Here is a 17,636-nt window from a genome sequence, read left to right on the forward strand (position 1 = left end):
GGGGGGAAACTAGCGCCGATCGGAGACAGCGCAAGTGTTGGTGAAACCGATCAGGCGTGGGCCAGCAGTCCCTGCGGCAGCATCGACTGGAGCGTATCCGGCAGGCGCTGGACCAGAGCCGAACGGATCGGGGTCCAGAAGGCCGAGAGCGCCAGCAGCGCCGAGCCGATCACCAGTCCGGTGAGCGCGACGTTCAGTTCGACCATCCCGAATTCGCGGAACAGCCAGGTCAGTGCCAGCAGCACATAGGCCAGCGCCGAGACCAGCAGCGCGCGGCGATCTACCGCCAGCGCCACCGCGCCCATCAGCACATAGATCGCCAGCACGCCCAGCGCCGCCGCAGCACCGATGTTTTCACCATCGCTTACGCCCAGCCAGGCAAACAGCGGGTGGGCAATCATCGGCGCGGCCAGCAGGTGCAGCCAGAAGGCCACATCGCTGCGGCGGGTTTCGCGCTTGGGATCGCTCATGTCCCAGCGCATCGCCACGGCAAAGACGGCCAGGCCAAAAAGGAAGGTCAGCGGCAGCAGGATCGGCTCGGGATCGCGGTTGCCGGTAGCGCTGTGCCAGGCGGTGACGACCAGTGCAATGGCGGTAACCACCAGGCCCGCAGCGCCCGCCGCAACCGTGATCGGCACCATGAAGCGCCGCCAGTGCAGCCAGGCGGCGCCAGCGGCCAGCAAGCCGATGCCCGCGCCCACCATGGTACCGGTTGTTTCGCTCAGGTTGGCATTGGTTTCGGCCAGGTAATTGATCGGCACCGCAGCCACGCCGCCAACGAAGGCCAGCAGCAGCACAATCGAAGGCAGCGCCATCCGCCGCTTGCGGGTGAAGAATTCGGCCAGCATCCAGGCTGCACCGGCCACCAGCACCCCGGCAATGCCCGGCGCGATGGCATGACCGATCCCGGCCGCCGCCATCAGCAGCAGCACTGCCGCGATGGTCACGAAGATGTCGTTGAAGCCGGTGATCAGCCGAAAGTGTTCTTCATCCGCCACCGGCGCGGAACGCATGCCCGCCGCATGGGCGCGGAATGCCTCGGCAGCTTCATGGCTGATCGCACCAGCCGTGACCGCCGATTGTAGGTCTGCTTCTGAATACATCGGAAAACCTCCCCTAAGGAATGCGGGGAGTGTGGCACGGGTGTATTAGTGTGTCAATACGGTGGTAAGGATGGCTTTCCTACACGGCCTGAATGTGTCTTACGCTCAGCGATGCAAGGCAATCCCCCCAGGCACCGAACCAAGGCGCGCCACATCCGTGTCCCGCCATTCTTGCCGGTGCCCTTGCGGGCCCGCTGCGATGGCTGGACCGCCCTGCGGCAGGCACAGTTCCTGGTTGCGCTTGCGCGCACCCGGTCGGTGGCGGCGGCGGCGCGAGAGGTGGGACTGTCGCGGGTTTCGGCCTATCAGCTTCGCAACCGGACGGGGGCGGAGAGCTTTGCGGCCAGCTGGGATGCGGTGCAGGCAGGCACAATGGTGCCGCTGCGGAAGTTTACACCCGAAGAGCGCCGGATCGCCGCAATTGAGGGGTTGGTGAAACCGATAGTCTGGCGCGGGCGCTGTGTGGCAATCGCCCAGAAATGCGATGATTCTGCGCTGTTGGGGCTGTTCCGGCGGCTCTCGGCGCAGGCCGGAAAGGAGGACTTTATGGCGCTCGAAGCGGGCGCGTTTCACCCATGATCGGGTGTGCATCTTCCCCGGCTCGGGGAGGCGGGGGGCGGAGGGGGCTTTCGCGGTTCCCCTCCGTCAGCCCTGCGGTCTGCCACCTCCCCCAGTGGGGGGAGGGGCGAGCCGTTCAGCCCAGTCCGCCGATCTTGGCGAGCGCGGCCAGCACGACCTGGCTCTGTTCGCCGCCCGACTGGGGGACGATCTCGCCGGTGCGGTCGATGATCTGGTCCCAGTGCGCGGCGATCCCTTCGGGGGTGCGCTCGTCGGCGGGGAGGGCGACGCCCGGGGTCAGGGTGACATAGGCGGCGTGGAACGCGCCCGCGCCGGCACCGCAGATCATGTTGGTCGGCGCATCCTCGCTGACCAGATAGAGCGCCATCGGGGCGACGTTTTCAGGAGCCAGCGCCTGGAAGAAGGCTTCGGGCATGCCCAGGTCTTCGGTCATCCGGGTGCCGGCGACCGGGGCCAGCGTGTTGACCCGCACGTTGTACTTCGCGCCTTCCAGCGCCAGCGTCTTGGTGAAGCCCGCCAGGCCCAGCTTGGCCGCGCCATAGTTGGCCTGGCCGAAGTTGCCGAACAGCCCGGTGCTGCTGGCGGTGTTGAGAATGCGGCCATAGGCCTGTTCGCGCATCGTATCCCACACCGCCTTGGTGCAGTTGGCGCTGCCGTTGAGGTGGACATCGACGACCAGCTTCCAGTCGGCCATGTCCATCTTGGCGAAGCTCTTGTCGCGCAGGATCCCGGCGTTGTTGATCAGCACGTGAACGCCGCCCCAGGCCTCCTTGGCCTTGGCGACCATCTCGACCATCTGTTCGTATTCGGTGACCGAGCCGCCGTTCGACATGGCTTCGCCGCCAGCGGCCTTGATTTCCTCTACCACCTTGAGCGCGGCATCCGAATGGCCGGTGCCATCGCGGCTGCCGCCGAGGTCGTTGACGACAACCTTGGCCCCGCGCGCAGCGAGTTCGAGCGCATAGGCCCGGCCCAGCCCGCCGCCGGCGCCGGTGACGATCGCGACGCGATCCTTGAACGAAATGGTCATGAGCGTTTCTCCGCTGAAAAGGGGTATCCCACCAGTGATCTCTTGGGGGGAAGCGGGCGCGGCATGGCATGGCCGGGCAGGGCTTGGCAATATGCCGCAGTGCAGCACTTGCTTTCCCTAGCGTCAATCAGGGTGGCTACGCAGGCGCAGCGCCGGATTTGGGCGCGACTCGGGGTATCAAAGGCTACACAGCGCGGGCACCAGCTGGTCGAAATGGTCGATCACCGCATCGGCGCCCAGCTCGTCCAGCGGGGCATCGACAAAGCCGAAGCTGACCGCCACGCAGGGCATCCCGGCGGCCCGCGCGGCGCCGGTATCGAAGGTGGTATCGCCGACAAAGGCCGCGCGCCCGCCGCCGCACTGCTCAACCATGGCGTGCAGCGCGTCGGGTTCGGGCTTGAGCGGAAAGGTTCCGCCGCCGATCACGCTGGCGAACCGGGGCGAGAGGCCCAGCTCGTCGAACAGACGGATGGCCAAGGCGTGCGGCTTGTTGGTGACCACCGCCACTTTGACGCCGGCCGCGGCCAGATCATCCAGCATCGCCTCGCCGCCCGGGAACAGCGCGGTGTGGTGGGCGATGTTCTCGCCATAGAAGCGCACCAGCACCTGGCGCAGCGCTTCGAAATCGATCCCTTCGTCCCCGCCGGTCAGCGCCAGCGCCCGGCGCAGCATCAGCCCGGAACCGCCGCCGATGAGGTTACGGACCTGATCGTAGGGCACTTCAGGCCGCCCGATCGTGGTCAACGCATGGTTGAGCGCCACGCCCAGGTCACGCGAGGTATCGAGCAGGGTGCCGTCAAGATCGAAGCCGACGATATCGAAGGGAATGGTCATCGCGCGCGCCCATCGCACGCGCGTTGTGGAAAGTGCAAGAATTTGGTGGCATGTGCGTTAACCATGACTGCCGAAACTCCGCTTGCCGTTATCGTCCTTGCCGCGGGCAAGGGCACCCGCATGAAATCAGACCTGCACAAGGTGCTGCACCCGATCGCAGGGCACCCGATGCTGCTGCACCTGCTTGGCAGCCTGGGCGAGCTCAGCCCGGCGCGGCAGGTGATCGTTGCGGGGGATCGCCGCGAGCAGATCGAGGCGGCGCTGGCCGGCTCTGGCGCCGAAGTGGTGGTGCAGGACCCGCAGCTGGGCACCGCCCATGCGGCGCTGATGGCCAAGGATGCGCTGGCTGACTTCACCGGGCTGGTGCTGGTCTGCTTTGGCGACGTGCCGTTCCTGTCGGGCAGCACGGTTGCCCGGCTTTGCGCGGCGCTGGATCAGGCCAGGGTTGCGGTGCTGGGGTTCCGTCCGGCCGATAGCGCCGCCTATGGCCGGATCATCGCCGATGCCGATGGCACCGTCACCAAGATGGTTGAGCACAAGGATGCCAGCCCGGAAGAGCGCGCGGTGAACCTCTGCAACTCGGGCGTGCTGGTGGCGCACAGTGATGACATGTGGCGGCTGCTCGCCAAAGTCGATGACAACAATGCGGCGCGGGAGTTCTACCTCCCCGATGTTGCCATGCACGCGATCGCCGAAGGTGCGCGGGTTGCGGTGGTTGAGGCTGACGAGACCGAAGTGATGGGGATCAACAGCCGGGCCGAGCTGGCCGATGCCGAACAGCGCTGGCAGCAGCGCCGCCGCAGGCAGGCGATGGACGATGGCGCCAGCCTGATCGCGCCCGAAACGGTGTGGTTTGCCTGGGATACACGGCTGGGCCGCGATGTCCTGATTGAACCCAATGTGTTCTTCGGCCCCGGCGTAAGCGTGGCCGACGGCGCGAAGATCCGCGCCAATTGCCATATCGAGGGCGCCTCGGTCGGGCCGAATTGCGAAGTCGGGCCCTTCGCGCGCCTTCGCCCCGGCGCGGTGCTGGAAGAGAAGGCGAAGGTCGGCAATTTCGTCGAGGTCAAGAAGGCGACCATGGGCAAGGGCGCCAAGGCCAACCACCTGGCCTACATCGGCGATGCCGAAGTGGGCGCGGGGGCCAACATCGGCGCGGGCACGATCACCTGCAATTACGACGGCTATTTCAAGCACAAGACCGTAATCGGCGAACGCGCCTTCATCGGTTCGAACTCGGCACTGGTCGCCCCGGTCAAGATCGGCGCCGATGCGATCGTCGCAGCGGGCTCTGCAGTGACGCGCGATGTGGCGGCGGGAGAGCTGCGGATCGTGCGGGCGGAACAGCTGGTCAAGCCGGGCTGGGCCGACCGGTTCCATGATGCGATGAAGAAGAAGAAAGCGGAGAAGAAGGGTTGATGTTGACCAAGCTGTCTTCGCTGCAGTCTGGAACGCTTGGCGAGCTGCTTGCAGTGGCCAAGCTGAACACCCTCGGATATGCCGCCTATATCAGTCCAGAGGGTGCACCCGGGCACGATATAATAGTTGTTGTAGATGGTCAGGCGAAATCAATAGAAGTGAAAACGCGGCAGTTCGTCAACCGTGCGTCAGAAATAACTCGTTGGCCAGTGGACATGAACGCAAAAGGCAATGCGGATTTTTTTATATTTATCGAATTGGACTTGAGAACACTTTCGCCAACATTTTATCTGCTAACAAATTCGCAGGCGCGCGAAACTTATAAAAATTATAGTGGCGGCGGGAATTGTACCCTCCCCATGTGAGGCGGCTAATAGATGCGAATGACTTCTCAGCCCTCAATCCAGGATGATCTGAAGTGGGTTTGATTTTGCGGCCGATGCATCCGCAAGGATTCATTGACATGATATCATGATATGATATCAGTATATCAATGACTCGCATTCTCGCCGATCTGCCCGAAGAGGACATCAAGTGGCTCGATGCCCGTGCGGCCGAGCAGGGCAAGTCGCGTGCTTCGGTGCTGCGCGATGCGGTGACGGCCTATCGGGCGGCGGGTGAGCAGCAGGGGATCGAGCGCTATTTCGGGATCTGGGCAGATCGCGAGGGGGCAAGGTGAGCGCCGCCGCGTTCGATACGGCGGTGCTAGTCGATGCTCTGGAAGGGCATCCCGGGGCCGGGGCGGAGTTGCAGCGTTATCGCCAGCGGTTCATCAGCCGGCTGAGCTGGATCGAGGTGATGAGCCGCGCCCAGCCCGACGATGTCCAGCGCGCCGAAGGGTTCCTCTCGCACTTCAGCGTGATCGAGGTCAGCGACGAGATTGCCCGCTGCGCGGCGCAATTGCGCGGGCAGCGGCCCGGCCTGTCGCTGGAAAACGCGGTGATCCTCGCATCGGCGCAGACTGCCGGGCGAATTCTGATTACACGTAATATCAAGGACTTTCCGGCAGCTATGCCGGGAATCCGCGTACCCTATACTCTCTGAAGAAGGCAAAGACCCATGTGTGGCATCATTGGCATCGTCGGCAAGGAACAGGTCGCGGACCGTCTGGTTGATGGCCTCAGGCGGATGGAATACCGCGGCTATGACAGCGCCGGGGTCTGCACCGTCAGCGATGGCCAGCTGGTCCGTCGCCGCGCGCCGGGCAAGCTGGTCAACCTGGTGCGCGAACTGGCGCGCGATCCCGCGCCGGGCACCACCGGGATCGCTCACACCCGCTGGGCCACCCACGGCGCGCCGACCGCGGCCAATGCCCACCCGCACGCCACCGAAGTGCTGGCGCTGGTCCACAACGGGATCATCGAGAACTTCCGTCAACTTAAGGATGCGCTGACCGCGCGCGGCCGCAGCTTCGAAAGCGATACCGATACCGAAGTGGTCGCGCACCTGCTGTCCGAACAGGTTGAGGCGGGCATGAGCCCCGAGGAAGCGGTCAAGGCCACCTTGCCGCAGCTGCGCGGCGCCTTTGCCCTGGCGATCGCCTTCAAGCAGTTCCCCGACATGCTGATCGGCGCGCGGCTGGGTTCACCGCTGGTGCTGGGCTTTGGCGAGGGCGAGACCTACCTTGGGTCAGACGCGCTGGCGCTGGCCCCGCTGACCCAGCAGATCTGCTATCTCGACGAAGGTGACTGGGTGGTGATCACCCGCGATGGTGCCCGGATCTTCGATAAGGACAATAATCCGGTAGAGCGCGAGGTGACCACTTCGGGCGCATCGGCGGCAGAGATCGAGAAGGGCAATTACCGCCACTTCATGCAGAAGGAGATCTTCGAGCAGCCGACCGTGGTGGCGCAGACACTGCGCAGCTACATCCGCCAGGTCGATCAGTCGGTCGCGCTGCCGCAGTTCGATTTCGATCTGTCGAAGATCAACCGGGTCACGATCGTCGCCTGCGGAACCAGCTATTACGCCGGGATGGTCGCCAAGTACTGGTTCGAACAGTTCGCACGGCTGCCGGCCGACATCGATTTCGCATCCGAGTTTCGTTACCGCGAGCCGGTGATGGAACCGGGCGGGCTGGCGCTGTTCATCTCGCAAAGCGGGGAGACCGCCGATACGCTCGCCGCGCTGCGCCACTGCAAGGCGCAGGGGCAGACCATCGCGGTGGTGGTCAATGTGCCGACCAGTTCGATGGCGCGCGAGGCTGACCTGCTGCTGCCGACCCATGCCGGGCCGGAAATCGGCGTGGCCAGCACCAAGGCCTTCACCTGCCAGCTGGCAGTGCTGGCCGCTCTCGCTGCGCACCTGGCGGTCAGGCGCGGGCTGATGGACCGCGCGGAAGAGAACGAGGTGGTCAAGCACCTGCTCGAAACCCCGGCCAGCCTTAACGCCGCGCTGGCCCATGACGACGAAATTGCGGCCATGGCGCACCTGATCGCACCGGCCCGCGACGTGCTCTATCTGGGCCGCGGGCAGGACTATCCGCTGGCCTTGGAAGGCGCGCTAAAACTCAAAGAAATCAGTTACATTCATGCCGAAGGTTATGCGTCAGGCGAAATGAAGCATGGCCCGATCGCGCTGATTGACGAGGCGGTTCCGGTGATCGTTCTGGCGCCCAGCGGGCCGCTGTTCGAAAAGACCGTATCGAACATGCAGGAAGTCCGCGCCCGCGGCGGCAAGATCGTGCTGATCTCTGATCGCGAAGGGCTTGATGAAGCAGGCGAGGGCTGCCTGGCGACGATCGAAATGCCCAAGGTCCACCCACTGATCGCACCGCTGGTCTATGCCGTGCCGGTGCAGCTGCTGGCCTATCATGTTGCCTGCGTAAAGGGCACGGATGTCGACCAGCCGAGGAACCTGGCCAAGTCGGTGACGGTGGAATGAACCTGCAAGGCGGCTGCCATTGCGGTGCGGTGCGGTTCGAGATTGCGGTTGAGCCGCAGGTTTCGCTGCTGGATTGCAATTGCTCGATCTGTTCGAAGACCGGCTATCTGCACCTGTTCGTCCCGCATGGACAGTTCACCCTGTTGCAGGGACGAGACAGCCTCACTTCATACCGCTTCGGCACTGGCGCGGCGGAACACCTGTTCTGCAAGACCTGCGGGATCAAGAGCTTCTATCAGCCGCGCACCCATCCTGAGGCCTGGAGCGTTCACTATCGCTGCCTCGATTCCGGGCATGAATTGCAGGCCAGCGTGGTTCCGTTCGATGGCCAGAACTGGGAAGCCGCCAACGCCCGCCGCAATGTTTGAATCCGTATCAACCTTTACGTGACGCTAACATTTGGCGGTTAACTACGCGGGCGTGACCGACCAGACGTTCAAGCCCGCCAAACTGCCCCGCGACCTGCCCGTGATGGCGGTCCTTGGGCTGTCCGATACGCAAGACGGCGATTGGGGCCGGCTGCGCGGGCTGCAATATTCCAGCCTTGCCCGCGTCACCCAGGTCCGGGTTATCGCCCATGTCATCGCCGCGCTGGCGGCGATGAAGGTCTATTTCGGCACTGTGCACCTGGCCGCATTGCTCGGCTGGTTCGCGGCGCTGGGTGCCAGCCTTTACCACGGTGCGATGATCGACAAGTCGCTGGTCGATGTCGATCGGCGCCGGATCGGGCGCGACGAGGTCCAGAAGCAGACCTACAGTTCGATCGCCATTGCGCTGGTCTGGGTGGTGCCGATGGCAGCCTTTGCGCCCTTCGGTGACGGGTCCCAGCAACTGGAGTTGTGGGCGATCACTGCGATGCTGCTGACCGCTTCGGCGGTGCTGCTTTCCGCCGTGCCGTTGGCCAACCTGGTCTTTGCCGGGATCATGGCGGTTTCCGCGCTGGCCAGCTTTGCCTGGGCCGGTTCCTATGAAATGGCACTGCTGGCTGTCCTGTTCGGGGTGGTCATCACCCTGGGGGCAATCGAGAATGCGCGTTCGTTCCTGACTGCGCGCATTGCCGAAAGTGCGATGGCCGAAAAAAGCGAAGTGGTTTCGATGCTGCTGCGCGAATTCGAAGAGGGTGAGGCTGACTGGCTGTGGCAGATCGACACCGCCCGCCGCGTACGCGCTGCCAGCCCGCGCTTTGCCTTTGCGCTGGGGCTTTCGCCTGACGATATCGAAGGCAAGCCTTTCATTCAGCTGATCGCGGGGCCGGCCTGGGATACGGGCCAGTTCCCGTCGAGCCTGCACGATCTGGCCGAACGGCTGAAGCGGCGCGAGAGTTTCTCGAACGTGCTGGTGCGCGTGACGATCAATGGCCAGCAGCGCTGGTGGGAGCTATCGGGCACCCCCAAGCTGACCGATAGCGGCGCCTTCGACGGGTTCCGCGGGGTTGGCTCGGACGTTACCGAACAGCGCGAATCGAGCGAAAAGATCGCGCACATGGCGCGGTTCGATACGCTGACTGGGCTGCCCAACCGCATGATGGTGACCGAAGCGCTGGGCGAAGCCATGCGCTATGCCGATCAGTGGCGTACCCGCTGTGCCTTCCTGATGATCGACCTCGACCGGTTCAAGTCGGTCAACGATACCCTGGGTCACCTGGTGGGCGACCAGCTGCTGGCGCGGGTTTCGGAACGGCTCAAGAGCCTGGTTACCGACAACGAACTGTGCGGACGCCTGGGCGGCGATGAATTCGCCGTGGTGATCCGCGATGCCAGCGACCACAACCGCGTTACCCGTGTGGCCGAAGCGGTGATCGAACTGCTGTCGCGGCCCTACGAAGTCGATCACCACACGCTGTACATCGGCGCCTCGGTCGGCTCGGCAATCGGCCCGCGCGACGGTTCGACCGTCGAAACATTGATGCGCAATGCTGACCTCGCGCTCTACCGTTCCAAGGAAGAAGGCGGCGGCTTGCACTTTGGCTATGAGCCTGCGCTGCACGCCCATGCCGAAGAACGCCGCAAGCTTGAATTCTCGCTGCGCCGCGCGCTCGAGAAGAACGAGCTGGTGCTGCATTACCAGCCGGTGGTCGATGCTGTGGACGAACAGATCCTGAGCTTCGAAGCGCTGGTTCGCTGGAACAGCGAGGAGCACGGCTTCGTCAGCCCGGGCAAGTTCATCCCCCTGGCCGAAGACACCCGTCTGATCGTGCCGATCGGCGAATGGGTCCTGCGCGAGGCCTGCCGCGAAGCGGTGCGCTGGCCCGCAAACGTCAAGGTGGCGGTCAACGTCTCGGGCGAACAGCTGCTTGATCCGGGGTTCATTCCCTCGGTCGTCCAGGCGCTCAGCATGAGCGGGCTTCCGGCCCAGCGGCTGGAACTGGAAGTGACGGAATCGATCTTCGTGCGCGATGCCTCAACCGCGCGGCAGGCGCTGGAACAGATCATGTCGCTGGGCTGCGGGATCGCGCTCGACGATTTCGGCACCGGCTATTCCTCGCTGGCCTACATCCGCGACCTGCGCTTTTCGACGATCAAGATCGACCGCACATTCGTGCAGGGCGCATCGGCCGGCAGCCCCGAAAGCCTGGCGATCATCCGCGCCGTGGTGGCGATGGCCGAAAGCCTTGAGATGTCGACCACGGCCGAAGGCGTCGAAACCGAGCGTGAGCTTGAGATCATCCGCGGCCTTGGTTGCCGCAAGATCCAGGGCTTCTACTTCGGGCGGCCGATGCCCTCGGCCGAAGCGCGCAACCTGTTCAGCGAGGCCAATATCCGCCGCGCCTGACCGGTGTCAGGCGGTAACCAGACCGCGCACCAGGTTTTCGAACAGGGCGCGGCCATCGCTGCCGCCGTGGGCCGGTTCGATCATCCGTTCGGGGTGGGGCATCATGCCCAGCACATTGCCCGCGGCATTGAGCACACCGGCGATCTGGCGGGCCGATCCGTTGACTTGCTCAGCATAGCGGAAGGCAACGCGTCCTTCGCCTTCCAGCCGGTCCAGGGTTTCGGCATCGGCGAAGTAATTGCCATCGTGATGCGCCACCGGGATCGTGATCTGCTGGCCCGCGCTGTAGCCGGCGGTGAACAGGCTCTGGTTGTTTTCGACCGTCAGCGCCACTTCGCGGCAGACGAAATTCATGCCGGCATTGCGCAGCAGCGCGCCGGGCAGCAGCCCGCTTTCGGTCAGTACCTGAAAGCCGTTGCACACGCCCAGCACCGGAACCCCGCGCCCCGCCGCTTCGACCACGGCCTGCATGATCGGGCTGCGCGCGGCCATGGCGCCCGAACGCAGGTAGTCGCCATAGGAGAAGCCGCCGGGCAGGGCGATGAAATCGAGCCGGTCGGGCAATGCGGCATCGCCGTGCCAGACCCGCAGCACTTCACCTCCGCAGACCTGCTCAACCGCTACCGCCATGTCGCGATCGCAGTTCGATCCGGGGAAAGTGATGACGGCGGAGCGGAACGCGCTCACGCTGCAAGCCTCTCGATCCGGTAGTTTTCGATCACCATGTTGGCGAGCAGCTGCTTGCACATGGTTTCCAGCTGGTCGTCGGTCACGCTGGCATCGACATCAAGCTCGATCATCTTGCCGGCGCGAACATCGTTGACGCCATTGATCCCCAGGCCTTCGATCGCATGGTGGATCGCCCGGCCCTGCGGGTCGAGCACCCCGTTCTTGAGGGAGACGAATACGCGGACCTTCATGGGGCGGGCCTTTCGCTGGCAAGGGGGAGGTAACGAAGGCGCCTATGCCTCCAAGGGCCGCGAAGGGCAAGGGCGGCCGTCGCCTTGTCGCTCAGCCTTCCACCGAATCCATCACATAGCCCAGGGAGCGGACTGTGCGCAGCGGATCGGGCGCCCCGGAGGCGATCAGGGCGCGGCGCAGGCGGCCGATCCAGACGTCCACAGTCCGATCATCGATCGCTTCATCGTCCTTGCCCAGCCGGTCGATCAGGGCGGTGCGGCTGAAGACCTGGTCGGGGTGCTCCATGAAATGCAGCAGCAGGCGGAACTCGTTGGGGCGCATTGCCACCGGTGCGCCATGGACGCGCACCTGATGCGCGGTCGGATCGAGGCTGATCGCGCCGTTGACGAGCTGGCGGCGCTGCGGTGCGGGTTCATCGGCCACACTGTCGATCCGTTCAAGCAGCCGTGTGACGTCGAGCGGGCCGATCAGATAGTCGTCAGCCCCGGCCTGAAGCGCGCGGCGGCGGGCTTCCTGGCTCGGCTCGTCGAGGACCAGAGTGAGGTGAGCGTCGCGGGTCGCTTCGGTCTCGCGCAGACGGCGGCACAACTCCAGTCCCGACATCGTCGGGCAAAGCCAGTCGATAAAGCCCCATACCCTGCCATCCAGTGGCCCGGATGGCGGCAGCTCTTCGAGCGGCACGATCTCCCAACCGGGCCGTTTGCGCGCGATGTCGGCCAGCAGTCCGGCGGGCGGGGCGGTAAGCAGAAGTGTCGTATGCTTGTTCATGACCGGACATAGTTTTGACGATTGAGCGACATCATATGCGCTGCGCAAGTGACGGATTCGTGATGGAATTGTGACAGTCGGGTTACGCCGCGATTGTCATATTGCTGTCACATGAAAACGCATGAATCCTGCGGCTTGCGGCGCTATTCTGCGGACATGTCAAAGTCGAACCCGCTTCGTCGTCTGCGCCTTGGCGCGTTCCTGGCCCTGCTTGCGTTGGCGGGGCCGGCCTGGGCGGAAAAGCTGTCGTTCGATCACCGGCTCGTGCCCGCGTTGAAGGCGGCGCTCGATAGCGGCAACGCCGCGATGATCGACTACGATGGGTCCAACCCGCGCTATATCACCGATGTCATTGCCGTGCGGGGGCGTTCGGCCAAAGACTGGGACGAGGCGCTGGTGATCATTGCCCGGGCTCCGGGTGCAAAGGTGCGAACCGCCGCGCAATGGCTGGATGAATTGCGCGGCGATGCCCGGCGGCGCTGCGGCGTCGATCTGGCGGTTCTGTCGCAGGACGCGCGCACCATTCTTGCCGAGCGGCGCGCCGACAAGTGCCCCGGTTCCTATCCGCGCAATGCGATCTACCTGATCGTGCAGGGCAAGGGCTCGCTGTTCATGCTGGCGGTCCTGTCACGCGATGACCTTGACGCGGCATCGCGCGGGCAATGGCTGGCGATGCTGCAATCGGCCCACATTGAATAACGGCTGACACATTCCGGTCACCTCGCTGTCACCCCAGCTACGCCGAGGAGTCACACGGCCCGCCTAGTTCGGCGGCGAGGCCGGACGGGGGCGATTCGCATATCGCAGGGGTCCTTCCCGGGCCGGCGTCGAACCAGACAGACGCCATTTGAACCAGGGAATGAACCCAATGATCCGCTATTCTTGCCGCTCGACCGCTTCCTTTGCCGCGCTGGCGGCCAGCCTGCTGATGGCTGGCACCGCGCACGCTGCGGTCAAGGTGACCGACGACCGTGTGACCGTCGATGCCGCCGCGGGCGATGCCGATGCTGCCGCCGAACCCGCGACAAGTTCTCCCGAGGATGCTGGCAGCGAAACCCGCGACCCGGGGCTGACCGAAATCGTCGTTACCGCAACCAAGCGCGAAACCAATCTGCAGAAGACCCCGATCTCGATCTCGGTCATGGGCGCGGAAATGATCCGCGAACGCAAGGTGCAGAGCTTGCTCGATCTGGGTGATGGTTCGATCCCGTCGCTGCGTGTGGCGACCTATGAATCGCGCCAGACCGCACTGACCGTGGGGATCCGCGGGATCGTTCCGGGCGATGCGAACCAGCCGGCCCGCGAACCGGGTGTCGGGGTCTATATCGACGGGATCTACCTGGCCCGCCAGCACGGCCTCAACGCCGCACTGTTCGAAGTGGACCGGATCGAAGTGCTGAAGGGCCCGCAGGGCACCCTGTTTGGCCGCAACACCGAAGGCGGTGCGGTCAGCCTGATCAGCAAGGCTCCGACCGGAGAATTCGGCGGCCGCATGAACGTGGGGGTTGGCAATATCGGCAGCTATAACGCCGGCCTGCACCTCAACTTGCCCGAAGTGGCCGGCTTCGCGCTCAAGCTCGACACCGTGATCAGCCATCAGGACCCGACGGTGAAGAACCCGCTGCAAGGCCAGGCCGGATGGAACCAGTACCACCGCTATGGCGGGCGGCTGGCCGCACGCTGGAAGCCGATGGACGGCTTCACCGCCGATTTGGCCTTTGACATCAGCCGTGATGAGAACACCCCGTTCTACAGCCAGCTGATCAATTTCAATCCGGATGGCTTCCCGGTCGCCACGCTTGCGCAGATCCAGGCCAACGGCAACCAGTTGCCCGCCGGCATGATCGCGCCGCTGCCGTCAATGGTGGTCGTCACCGGTGATCGGATGGATGTGGCCGATATCGGCGTTCCGCAGCAGGTCAGCCTGGGCAAGACCAAGGGCTTTTCGAGCAACCTGCGCTGGAAGGTGGCGGACGGGCTTGAGCTGCGTTCGATCACGGCCTGGCGGACCGTCGATTCGGAACAGTGGGACAATTCGGGCGGCGCGCACCGCAGCCCTTCGTTCCTGCCCAGCCAGTCGTTCAGCCGCTATTCGCTCTCGTTTCTCAACGCCCGCCAGTTCAGCCAGGAATTCCAGGCTGTGGGCGGTCTGGGTAATGTCGATTACGTCTTTGGGCTCTATTACTTCAACGAGCGCGCCGAAGAGGTTGCGGCTACCCCCAACACCAACCAGTGGAACTCCACCGGGACCGGCTATACCATTCGCGATGCGATGACCTGGCAGCGTTCGGCGCTGTCGATCAGCCGCGCCAGCTATGCCAATTCGAAGAGCTATGCGGCCTTCGGGCAGATGACCTGGCATGCCGGAGACAGCCTGCACCTGACCCTGGGCGGGCGTTACACCCACGACGAAAAAAGCGGCGACCTTTACAAGGTCAACAACGTCGCTTCGGCCTTCCCGTTTGCCTTCAAGTACAACCGCTTCGATCCGCTGGCGGTGCTGGCCTGGGATGCCAGCGACAACATCAATCTCTATGCCAAGTATTCGACCGGGTACCGCGCCGGCGGGGCCAGCTCACGCTCGATCAGCTATGCCACTTTCGGGCCGGAAAACGTCAAGGCCTATGAAATTGGCGCCAAGACCGAATTCTTCGATCGCCGGGTGCGCTTCAATCTGGCCGGTTACATCATGGATCGGTTCGACAGCCAGTTCGACTTCGACTTCTATCAGGTTCAGACCAATGGGTCAGTTCGTCACACGCTGGAAACGGTCAATGCCGCCGGCGTCACCAAGATCCGCGGGCTGGAAGCTGATCTGACCGTGCGGCCGGTCGAAGGACTTTCGATGGGGCTGTCCTATTCCTACACCTGGTGGAAGGTGCCGCCGACCCCGAACCCGCTGGTGACCGGCAACCCGCTCCAGCCGCTGTTCCTGGTCTACACCCCGCCGCATGCGTTCTCGGGCAACATGGACTACACCCTGCCGCTGTCGGGTGATAACGGCATGGCGCTCAAGTTTCACGTTGATGCCAACTATTCCGACCCGCACTACAGCTTCGACAACGAGCCGGTGCTGGTGGACAAGAGCTTCCTGGTCAACGCCCGCCTGGCCGTGGCCGACATCCCGATGTCGAGCGGCGGACAGAAGCTGACTGTGTCGCTGTGGTCGCGCAACCTGTTCAACGAACAGCACATCTATCGCCGTTCGAATGCCAACCGCCAGCCGATCGACGGCAACTACCGTGCCGTGGTGGGCGACTATGCCAACTTCAACGCCCCGCGCACCTTCGGGGTCGAAGCGACGCTTTCGTTCTAGGCTGGCGCAAACCTTTCCTCCCTGTACGGGCGGGTGACCTCTGTCGCCCGCCCGCCTTTTTTGGGGAAGGGGCGAGTGCTGATTACATTGATGAAAGTTGCGAAACAGAACGATTTGCATGTTATAACATTGCACGTTAGCCTTCGAGTCCTTCAACTTGAGAAGGAGGCGAAGGCATGACATTCCATGGTCTATCGCGGACCCGCCCGGCGGGCCTTGCACTCACTCTCGCACTGGCGCTGCTTGCACCGCCGGCCTGGGGGCAGGACACCACGACCGAAGAGGAGGAAGGCGGCGACAGGACGATTATCGTCACCGCCACGAAGATTCGCCAGGGCGGGGCGCAGGATATCGCGCATTTCCGTTCGGTTTCGCTCAATGGCGATTTTCTGCCGGCAACCAACGATCTGACGATCGAGGGCTTGATGGGCGAACACGATCTGACCCTGCCCGAAGGCAGGCCGTGCCGGCAAACCTTTTGCCTGACCGGCGCGGCGATGCCGGCGGCACTGCCGCTGCGGCCGGATGACCAATGGTTCGTTGGCCTGGGCTTTTCGTCGAACGTCGATGCGAACAAGCTGCAACGCGAACCGCTCAGTCTGGTGATGGTGGTGGATCGCTCAGGGTCGATGTCTGGCTGGCCGATGCAGCAGGTCAAGTACGCGCTGCATTCGGTTACCGGCAAATTGCGCAAGGGGGACCGGATCGGGATCATCATCTACGGTGATGAGCCGCTGACGCATTTGCCGATGACCGAATGGTCGGGGAACGAGGACAGCATCAACGCAGCGATCGACTCGATCGCAATCGAGGGCTCCACCGCGCTCGAAGACGGCTTGCGAGCCGGCTATACCATGGCATCCGAAGAGCTACGGCGCAGTCACGGCAAGACCCGCGTGATGCTGTTCACCGACGAAAATCCGAATGTCGGAGACACCAGCGCTGAAGGGTTCATGGCCCAGGCCGAGGCCGGATCGCGCAGCGGGGTGGGCCTGACCACCTTTGGAGTCGGCGTCCACTTCGATGCCGAGCTGGCCACCCACGTTTCCAGCGTGCGCGGCGGAAACCTGTTCTTCATCGACAACGAAGGGTCGGCCAAGCAGGTCTTCGACCGCGAGTTCTTCAACATGGTGAACGAAGTCGCGCACGATATCGATTTGGCTTTCGTGCCGCCGCCCGGCTTCAGGATCACCGGGGTCTTCGGGGTACCCGACGAGCTGATGACCAGCGCGCCCGAGGGGGCGATCAAGGTCCACATCTCGACCGCGTTCCTTTCCAGCAACGGCGGCGGGATCTACCTGACATTGGCCAAGGACAGCGCGCATGCCGATCTGCCTGCCGCAAGTCTGGCCCAGGGCGCGCCGCTCCTGACCGGCACGCTGCGCTATGCCGATGCGCGGACCGGCAAGGTGGATCAAGACAAGATCGTCGTGCTGCGCCCGGGCAACGAACCCGCACCGGTCGCGCTGGGCAAGGCGCAGCTGCTGGTTGACGAATTCGTCACCATGCGCTCGGCGCTGGCCGTCTATCACGACAAGAACGACAAGAAGGGCGCGTTCCATCAGCTGGACGGCCTGTCGAAACGCCTGGCGCTGAGCGGCATTCCTGGCATGAACGGCGAACGCAAGCTGGTTGACGGGTTGCGCGACCGGGCGGCCTATGTCGCCGGTTACGCCGGCGAAATGCCCAAGGCGCTTCGGCCGCTGGCGCTCAAAGGCGAATGGAAAGTGCTGAGCCGATCCGGACTGACCGATATTGCCCGCGGCGACAGCGTTGAGATCACCGAAGACGGTGAATTCATCACCACCCGCGTGCGGGGTGAAGATGTCAGCCAGACCATCCAGGTCAACGACCGGCAGCTGCGGCTGATCGACGAAAATCTGGTGTTCAACTACCGGATCAAGGGCAACCGGCTGGCCCTGATCAGCGAAGACGGAATGAGCGAACTGGTCTTGCAGCGCGACCAGATCGACTGAGCTTCGATACACGGTTCCACCATGGGGGCGGGCAG

The 17,636-nt window shown here is 64.0% G+C and carries 17 protein-coding genes; 11 read left to right on the forward strand and 6 right to left on the reverse strand.

Annotated features, from left to right (window positions below; translation table 11 throughout):
• Positions 1-50: 50 nt before the first annotated feature.
• Complete coding sequence (locus tag IT549_RS05895) at positions 51-1,103, reverse strand: hypothetical protein (protein ID WP_292970775.1); 1,053 nt, start codon at positions 1,101-1,103, stop codon at positions 51-53.
• A gap of 111 nt (positions 1,104-1,214) precedes the next feature.
• Between IT549_RS05895 and IT549_RS05900 the strand changes: the two genes are divergently transcribed.
• Entirely contained in the window at positions 1,215-1,682 is a 468-nt protein-coding gene (locus IT549_RS05900; RefSeq protein WP_292970777.1) for a LysR family transcriptional regulator, read from the forward strand.
• 115 nt (positions 1,683-1,797) lie between these two features.
• Here the strand turns inward: IT549_RS05900 and IT549_RS05905 are convergent, their stop codons facing one another.
• Both IT549_RS05905 and IT549_RS05910 read right to left on the reverse strand, forming a co-directional pair.
• The gene (locus tag IT549_RS05905; protein ID WP_292970778.1) at positions 1,798-2,712 is read right to left on the reverse strand and encodes an SDR family oxidoreductase; all 915 of its coding nucleotides are present in this window, start codon (positions 2,710-2,712) and stop codon (positions 1,798-1,800) included.
• A gap of 177 nt (positions 2,713-2,889) precedes the next feature.
• Complete coding sequence (locus IT549_RS05910) at positions 2,890-3,546, reverse strand: HAD-IA family hydrolase (RefSeq protein WP_292970780.1); 657 nt, start codon at positions 3,544-3,546, stop codon at positions 2,890-2,892.
• Between the two features lie 63 nt (positions 3,547-3,609).
• Between IT549_RS05910 and glmU the strand changes: the two genes are divergently transcribed.
• The 7 genes from glmU (at position 3,610) to IT549_RS05945 (ending at position 10,620) form a co-directional block, all read left to right on the forward strand.
• On the forward strand, positions 3,610-4,965 hold the full coding sequence (gene glmU / locus IT549_RS05915; protein WP_292970781.1) for a bifunctional UDP-N-acetylglucosamine diphosphorylase/glucosamine-1-phosphate N-acetyltransferase GlmU: 1,356 nt from the start codon (positions 3,610-3,612) through the stop codon (positions 4,963-4,965).
• Positions 4,965-5,330, forward strand: a complete 366-nt coding sequence (locus IT549_RS05920; RefSeq protein WP_292970783.1) for a hypothetical protein — start codon at positions 4,965-4,967, stop codon at positions 5,328-5,330. Before glmU ends, IT549_RS05920 begins: the two co-directional genes overlap by 1 nt.
• Before the next feature lie 128 nt (positions 5,331-5,458).
• Positions 5,459-5,644 (forward strand): ribbon-helix-helix protein, CopG family, encoded by a 186-nt coding sequence (locus tag IT549_RS05925; RefSeq protein ID WP_292970785.1) that lies wholly within the window; start codon positions 5,459-5,461, stop codon positions 5,642-5,644.
• Positions 5,641-6,009: a type II toxin-antitoxin system VapC family toxin gene (locus IT549_RS05930; RefSeq protein ID WP_292970788.1), complete on the forward strand. Its 369-nt coding sequence runs from the start codon at positions 5,641-5,643 to the stop codon at positions 6,007-6,009. The genes IT549_RS05925 and IT549_RS05930 overlap by 4 nt, the downstream gene beginning before the upstream one ends.
• 15 nt (positions 6,010-6,024) lie before the next feature.
• The gene (gene glmS, locus IT549_RS05935) at positions 6,025-7,848 is read left to right on the forward strand and encodes a glutamine--fructose-6-phosphate transaminase (isomerizing) (RefSeq protein ID WP_292970791.1); all 1,824 of its coding nucleotides are present in this window, start codon (positions 6,025-6,027) and stop codon (positions 7,846-7,848) included.
• Positions 7,845-8,216: a GFA family protein gene (locus tag IT549_RS05940; RefSeq protein WP_292970793.1), complete on the forward strand. Its 372-nt coding sequence runs from the start codon at positions 7,845-7,847 to the stop codon at positions 8,214-8,216. Before glmS ends, IT549_RS05940 begins: the two co-directional genes overlap by 4 nt.
• Positions 8,217-8,319: 103 nt before the next feature.
• A complete protein-coding gene (locus IT549_RS05945) occupies positions 8,320-10,620 on the forward strand; it encodes a GGDEF and EAL domain-containing protein (RefSeq protein WP_292971109.1) in 2,301 nt (766 codons plus the stop codon).
• A 6-nt stretch (positions 10,621-10,626) separates the two neighbouring features.
• On the opposite strand, the gene purQ is transcribed toward IT549_RS05945, so the two are convergent.
• From purQ to IT549_RS05960, 3 genes are all read right to left on the reverse strand, one after another.
• Positions 10,627-11,307 carry a phosphoribosylformylglycinamidine synthase subunit PurQ gene (gene purQ, locus IT549_RS05950; RefSeq protein ID WP_292970795.1) on the reverse strand — a complete coding sequence of 227 codons (681 nt, stop codon included), beginning with the start codon at positions 11,305-11,307 and terminating at the stop codon, positions 10,627-10,629.
• Positions 11,304-11,540, reverse strand: a complete 237-nt coding sequence (purS, locus tag IT549_RS05955; RefSeq protein ID WP_292970798.1) for a phosphoribosylformylglycinamidine synthase subunit PurS — start codon at positions 11,538-11,540, stop codon at positions 11,304-11,306. Before purS ends, purQ begins: the two co-directional genes overlap by 4 nt.
• A 91-nt stretch (positions 11,541-11,631) precedes the next feature.
• Entirely contained in the window at positions 11,632-12,309 is a 678-nt protein-coding gene (locus tag IT549_RS05960) for a response regulator transcription factor (protein ID WP_292970800.1), read from the reverse strand.
• Positions 12,310-12,465: 156 nt separating this feature from the next.
• Between IT549_RS05960 and IT549_RS05965 the strand changes: the two genes are divergently transcribed.
• The 3 genes from IT549_RS05965 (at position 12,466) to IT549_RS05975 (ending at position 17,601) form a co-directional block, all read left to right on the forward strand.
• Complete coding sequence (locus IT549_RS05965; RefSeq protein WP_292970802.1) at positions 12,466-13,008, forward strand: hypothetical protein; 543 nt, start codon at positions 12,466-12,468, stop codon at positions 13,006-13,008.
• Positions 13,009-13,177: 169 nt separating this feature from the next.
• Entirely contained in the window at positions 13,178-15,625 is a 2,448-nt protein-coding gene (locus IT549_RS05970; RefSeq protein WP_292970805.1) for a TonB-dependent receptor, read from the forward strand.
• Positions 15,626-15,801: 176 nt separating this feature from the next.
• The gene (locus IT549_RS05975) at positions 15,802-17,601 is read left to right on the forward strand and encodes a VWA domain-containing protein (protein WP_292970807.1); all 1,800 of its coding nucleotides are present in this window, start codon (positions 15,802-15,804) and stop codon (positions 17,599-17,601) included.
• The last annotated feature ends 35 nt before the right edge of the window (positions 17,602-17,636 follow it).

Origin of the sequence: Novosphingobium sp., assembly GCF_020852455.1 — a bacterium.
GTDB lineage: Bacteria > Pseudomonadota > Alphaproteobacteria > Sphingomonadales > Sphingomonadaceae > Novosphingobium.